Origin of the sequence: Phycobacter sedimenti, from assembly GCF_038148855.1 — a bacterium.
GTDB classification, from domain to species: domain Bacteria; phylum Pseudomonadota; class Alphaproteobacteria; order Rhodobacterales; family Rhodobacteraceae; genus Phycobacter; species Phycobacter sedimenti.
The window spans coordinates 1-5364 of sequence record NZ_JBBVGR010000011.1 but is presented as its reverse complement, the minus strand read 5'-3'; the positions used below and the strand labels follow the sequence as shown (position 1 = coordinate 5364).

The window sequence follows — 5364 nt, the reverse complement described above, 5'->3', positions numbered from 1 at the left end:
GTGCTTTTCGGCTTCGGCTTCGGCTTCGGCTTCGGCTTCGGCTTCGGCTTCGGCTTCGGCTTCGGCTTCGGCTTCGGCTTCGGCTTCGGCTTCGGCTTCGGCTTCGGCTTCGGCTTCGGCTTCGGCTTCGGCTTCGGCTTCGGCTTCGGCTTCGGCTTCGGCTTCGGCTTCGGCTTCGGAAGCGCGAACCTCGGATCCCTCGTCAGCGTCAACGGGGTCCGGCGCGACTGTCTTGGTATCCTCAGAGGGCGTGACCTCGACGATCTCTGCGTCGGTTACATCATCCGGAGTTTTCTTTTCAGCCACGTCGGCCTCCCACTCGATTCCACCGATCCTGAAGCGCGCGCGACTCTGTCAGCGTGAATGCGCTCACCCAAAGGCGACACTACTGCCCGCGCGGCCGGTCCTCAACCCGCGCAAGACAGGCTGCGGCATCACGGACCATCGATGCCATGGCGGTCGCATCAGGCGAGCTACATACCTGCAAGTGCCTGCAATTCAAGGCTTTCAAAGGCTCTGCCACCGCCTGACTTAACGCAATCAGATGCAAATTGGATGCATCCGGGCAGATCTCGGCGAAATGCTGCGCAGTGCGGGGCGAAAAAAGCGGCACAATCATAGCGCGATGCGATGTTATTGCACGCAATGCGTCTGTCCCAAGTGGCAGCAGGCGCTGATCGTAGATCGCCTGCCCCCGGCACTGCACCCCCGCCGCAGTCAGCCGCGCCGCCACATCGCCACGTGTGTTGCGCCCGTGAAGGTGCAAAACCGGGACAGAGGAAGGCGTTTCGATCAAGGCCTCTACCAGTTCATCGGCGGTTTTGCCGGTGCATTTCGCATCCCAGCCTGCCTGCGCGGCCTTTTGGGTCGTGCGCTCGCCTACACAATAGGCTGTCAGGTCTGTTGGTACACGACCGATGGCCGCCTCAACTCCATTGGCCGAGGTAAAGATAAGCGCCTTGATCTCTTCACTGGCAATCTCACCAGGGAGACCGACGATCTCCATCAAGGGTGCGTAGATCACATCGACCAATACCCGCACCTGCAAGGGCAAATCCGCAACGAAGCGCTGCGCCGACGGCAGGGGGCGCGTCATCAACAGGCCCACGGTCCCTTGGCTTGTCGGATCGGTCACATCTCGCTCCCGGGATTGTTTGCAACTGTCATAGGTGGTAGCTGCGGCGCTGACCTGATGCAATGATAGCGCGATGACTGACAGCCTGACGATCCTTGGCCTAGAAAGCAGCTGCGACGATACCGCGGCTGCCGTGGTACGCCAAACTGACGATGCCCCGGCCGAGGTTTTGTCGTCGGTCGTCTTCGGTCAGACCGAACTCCATAGCGCCTATGGAGGGGTCGTCCCCGAGATCGCCGCCCGCGCTCATGCGGAAAAGCTGGATATCTGCGTCATTGAGGCGCTGAAAGAGGCCGGGCTGACACTCAAAGACATGGATGCTATCGCCGTTACGGCAGGTCCCGGCCTGATCGGAGGCGTGATGTCAGGCGTGATGTGCGCCAAAGGAATCGCGGCCGCGACGGGCTTACCCCTCATTGGTGTGAACCATCTGGCAGGCCATGCGCTGACGCCGCGACTGACCGACGGCATCGCCTTTCCCTATCTGATGCTGTTGGTGTCCGGCGGGCACTGCCAGTACCTGATCGTTCGCGGGCCCGAGGATTTCACCCGCCTGGGCGGCACCATCGACGATGCACCGGGCGAAGCCTTTGACAAGACCGCGCGCCTTTTGGGTCTGCCGCAGCCCGGCGGCCCTTCGGTTCAGGCCGATGCGGAAACGGGTGATCCCAAACGCTTCCGTTTTCCGCGCCCGCTTTTGGACCGGCCCGATTGCAACCTGTCCTTTTCGGGCCTGAAAACCGCACTGATGCGGATGCGCGATCAGATCGTAGCGGAAAAAGGCGGGCTGACCCGGCAGGACCGCGCCGATCTCTGCGCCGGGTTTCAGGCTGCCGTGGTGGATACCCTGGCCGAGAAAACCCGCCGCGCATTGGCACTCTACATGGAAGAAAACCCAGCCACCCCGACCGTGGCGGTTGCCGGCGGTGTCGCCGCCAATACCGCCATTCGCGCCGCCCTGCAGCAGGTCTGCGCCGAGGCAGGCGCCGCCTTTACCGCGCCGCCCCTGCGCCTGTGCACCGATAACGCCGCGATGATCGCCTATGCCGGGCTAGAACGCTACAGATCCGGCGCCCGCGATGAGCTGGACCTGACCGCCCGCCCCCGCTGGCCGCTGGACCAGACAAGCCCCGCCTTGATCGGGTCGGGCAAGAAAGGGGCCAAGGCATGAGCATCTCGGTCCTTGGGGCCGGCGCCTTTGGCACTGCCCTTGCAATCTCTTTGGCCGGGAACGGGCCAGTGACGCTGTGGGCGCGCAACAGGACCCATGCAGAGCAGATGGCCCAAAGCGGAAAAAACGAGACCCGTCTGCCCGGTGTCGATCTGCCGGAAAATGTGAGCGTGACCTCCGATATGAATGAGGCCGGCGGAGGCGAAACCATTCTTCTGGCCGTCCCGATGCAGAAACTGCGCGCGCTGCTGACGGAAAACGCGGAACTCCTGGGGGGAAAAACCCTCGTGGCCTGCTGCAAGGGGATCGAGCTGAGCACGGGCCTTGGTCCCATTGCCGTGATCCGAGACTGTCTGCCCGATGCGCGGCCCGCCCTTTTGACCGGACCCAGCTTTGCTGCAGATATCGCGCGCGGTCTGCCGACAGCGCTGACACTGGCCTGCACAGATCCTGATCTGGGCAAGACCTTGCAGGCAGAGCTGACCACGGCAAACCTGCGCCTCTATCGCACCACGGATACGATCGGCGCGGAACTGGGCGGTGCCCTGAAAAATGTCATCGCCATCGCCTGCGGTGCAGTCATTGGAGCAGGCCTTGGCGAAAGCGCCCGCGCGGCGCTGATGACCCGCGGCTATGCCGAGATGCAGCGCATGGCGCTGGCCTGCGGTGCCCGCGCGGAAACGCTTGCGGGGCTATCCGGCTTTGGGGATCTGACGCTCACCTGCAGCTCGAAATTGTCACGCAACTACCAGCTTGGGCTAGCGATTGGCCAAGGGGGCGCCTTTGATCCATCGGTCACTGTGGAAGGCGCTGCAACAGCGCGTGCAACCGCCAAAAAGGCCACCGGAATGGGCCTTGATATGCCGATCACGCGGACTGTCGTCGGTTTGATCGATGGCGACTTGACGATCCATGACGCAACCGCTCAACTGCTGTCACGACCATTAAAAGAGGAATAAAATGCTTATAGCATTGATTGCACGCGATAAACCCGGCCATTTGGACACCCGGATGGCGAATCGCGCCGCGCATCTGGCCTATATCGAAGAGACCGGATCGGTCGCTCAGGCCGGGCCTTTGCTGGATCAGAACGGCGAAATGGTCGGATCGCTGATCATCCTGGACGTCGAAGACATGGCGGCGGGCGAAGCTTGGGCCGCGGGCGATCCCTACAGCAAGGCGGGTCTCTTTGAGGCGGTAGAGCTGATCACCTGGAAAAAGGTCATCGGCTGATGGCCTATTGGCTGTTCAAATCCGAACCCTCGACCTGGAGCTGGCAGGACCAGCACGCCAAGGGCGACGCGGGCGAGGAATGGGACGGCGTGCGCAATTACCAGGCGCGCAATTTCATGCGGCAGATGAAGATCGGCGATCGCGGCTTTTTCTATCATTCCCAGAAGGAGAAATCAGTCGTCGGCATCGTCGAGGTCTGCGCCGAGGCTCACCCTGACAGCACCACGGATGATGACCGCTGGGACTGCGTCGATATCCGCGCGGTTCGCTCTTTCGAAAAACCCGTTTCTCTGTCGCAGATCAAATCTGACCCGCGACTGTCCGATATGGCGCTTGTCAAAAGTTCACGCCTTTCGGTGCAACCTGTGACAGAGGATGAATGGCGGATCGTCTGCGCCTTGGGTGACACAAATCCGGATTGACCTCACAGCATAACGCTGTGGTCCCGAACTCTGATATCGCTGGCACCAAATTCACGGCAAGGCAGAACAAAAAAGTGTTTTGCACTTATAGAGGGTCTGAAAACCGAAAAAGGGAAGATCCTGTGAAAGCAGGACCTTCCCTTCACCCCGCGTGCTCCATATCCACCACACGCGTATGAGAAATTCGGTTCCTGCCTTCCTGGCGGGTTGTCTTATTGATAGCGCCAAAGCACCCGGTCGCGCAATCTAATAGCCCGGACAATACCCATAAAATGCGACATGCATTTTGAGTATGTTTGAAGTCCTGTTCAAAGGCACCACTGAACACCGGATCCACGATCAAGCAAGGCCTGGTCAAAGGGCTTGAACCGGGCAATCCGCCCGTCCCAAACAAGCGCCTATTTTGGGAACAAGTACGTCAAAGCAATGCGCGCGGCCCAACCGGATGGCCCCCCTGGTGCGGAATCGGCGTAGTAGCGGATCCCTCCTGCCAAGCTTACCGGCTGTTTTCCAAAGGTCGTAACCTTGCTGTAGATCACAGAGACGGGAATCGAATCTGTGTCCCGCACCCAGTCATGGGTGCCTTCAACCTGCAGCGTCAGGGTCTGCCCGTTGCCGAGCGCTCGCGCGACGAAGGGCTGGTAGAATGTGGCGCTGATATCCATTGAGCCATCCACATCCCACAGATGGTTGACTAGGCCACCATAGGTCCAGCCGTTTTTTTGCCACAGCGCCACAGCCGTGGGACCAGCGGCAAAAGTATCCGCGCCCAGAGCGTTGTCAGTTGCCGTTGGCAGCAGAAAAACGGGCCCTACCCCCCAGATCAATCCACCCGCCGTCGGAGCCTTGGGCGAAAAGAAAATGCTCTGCACTATGTCACCGACGCCCGTTTGCCTTGATCCCGGAACCACATCGTTTTGGGTGGTCAGGGGCACGATCGTGCGCGAAATCAGGTTCCAGTTGTCATTCAGCGAAAATGGAATGACAGGCTGAACGTTCACGGTCACACGAGAGCCATCACCCCCCGCGCCAATCCCGCGATCAAGGTTGAACTGAAACGGTACACTGATCAGGTCTGCGACCGGATTTGACAGCTGTTTTGCAAGTGCATCCCCGTCAGAAGCAAGGGCGCTCCTGGATATACCGACGAGCATAGAGAGGACCAGAAGGGCGAAACGTGAAAAGCTGCGAGAAAACATGACGGCTCCAGATGATGCAGCAAATCATATCATGAAAAAGCCCCCGCGAATTTGTGCGGGGGCTTTGTCGTTTGGATTTTGGCGATGTGTTGCTCAGTATCTGTAGTGTTCGGGCTTGAAGGGGCCCTCTGGGCTGACGCCGATGTAGGCGGCCTGTTCGGGGCTGAGCTGGGTCAGCTTGACGCCGATGCGGCCCAGGTGCAG

The 5364-nt window shown here is 60.3% G+C and carries 8 protein-coding genes; 4 read left to right on the top strand and 4 right to left on the bottom strand.

The genetic code is table 11. From position 1 onward, the window contains the following. Together AADA15_RS17730 and AADA15_RS17725 are read right to left on the bottom strand one after the other, a co-directional pair. Window positions 1-306: hypothetical protein (locus tag AADA15_RS17730; RefSeq protein WP_341642895.1), on the bottom strand; the 306-nt coding region annotated here is incomplete at its 3' end. A gap of 79 nt (window positions 307-385) precedes the next feature. Next, a complete protein-coding gene (locus AADA15_RS17725) occupies window positions 386-1135 on the bottom strand; it encodes a uroporphyrinogen-III synthase (protein ID WP_341642894.1) in 750 nt (249 codons plus the stop codon). Between the two features lie 73 nt (window positions 1136-1208). Between AADA15_RS17725 and tsaD the strand changes: the two genes are divergently transcribed. From tsaD to AADA15_RS17705, 4 genes are read left to right on the top strand one after another with little or no spacing between them, the layout of a single operon-like run. Next, window positions 1209-2306, top strand: coding sequence for a tRNA (adenosine(37)-N6)-threonylcarbamoyltransferase complex transferase subunit TsaD (tsaD, locus tag AADA15_RS17720; RefSeq protein WP_341642893.1), 1098 nt, complete (start codon window positions 1209-1211; stop codon window positions 2304-2306). After that, window positions 2303-3265: an NAD(P)H-dependent glycerol-3-phosphate dehydrogenase gene (locus AADA15_RS17715; RefSeq protein ID WP_341642892.1), complete on the top strand. Its 963-nt coding sequence runs from the start codon at window positions 2303-2305 to the stop codon at window positions 3263-3265. Before tsaD ends, AADA15_RS17715 begins: the two co-directional genes overlap by 4 nt. Window position 3266: 1 nt before the next feature. After that, window positions 3267-3539 carry a YciI family protein gene (locus tag AADA15_RS17710; protein WP_341642891.1) on the top strand — a complete coding sequence of 91 codons (273 nt, stop codon included), beginning with the start codon at window positions 3267-3269 and terminating at the stop codon, window positions 3537-3539. Beyond that, entirely contained in the window at window positions 3539-3961 is a 423-nt protein-coding gene (locus tag AADA15_RS17705) for an EVE domain-containing protein (RefSeq protein ID WP_341642890.1), read from the top strand. Before AADA15_RS17710 ends, AADA15_RS17705 begins: the two co-directional genes overlap by 1 nt. Before the next feature lie 398 nt (window positions 3962-4359). Here AADA15_RS17705 and AADA15_RS17700 read toward each other — a convergent pair whose 3' ends face one another. Together AADA15_RS17700 and AADA15_RS17695 are read right to left on the bottom strand one after the other, a co-directional pair. Then, entirely contained in the window at window positions 4360-5160 is an 801-nt protein-coding gene (locus AADA15_RS17700; RefSeq protein WP_341642889.1) for a transporter, read from the bottom strand. Between the two features lie 93 nt (window positions 5161-5253). Continuing rightward, window positions 5254-5364 (bottom strand): adenosylhomocysteinase (locus AADA15_RS17695; RefSeq protein WP_341643031.1); only part of this gene is annotated, 111 nt, incomplete at its 5' end.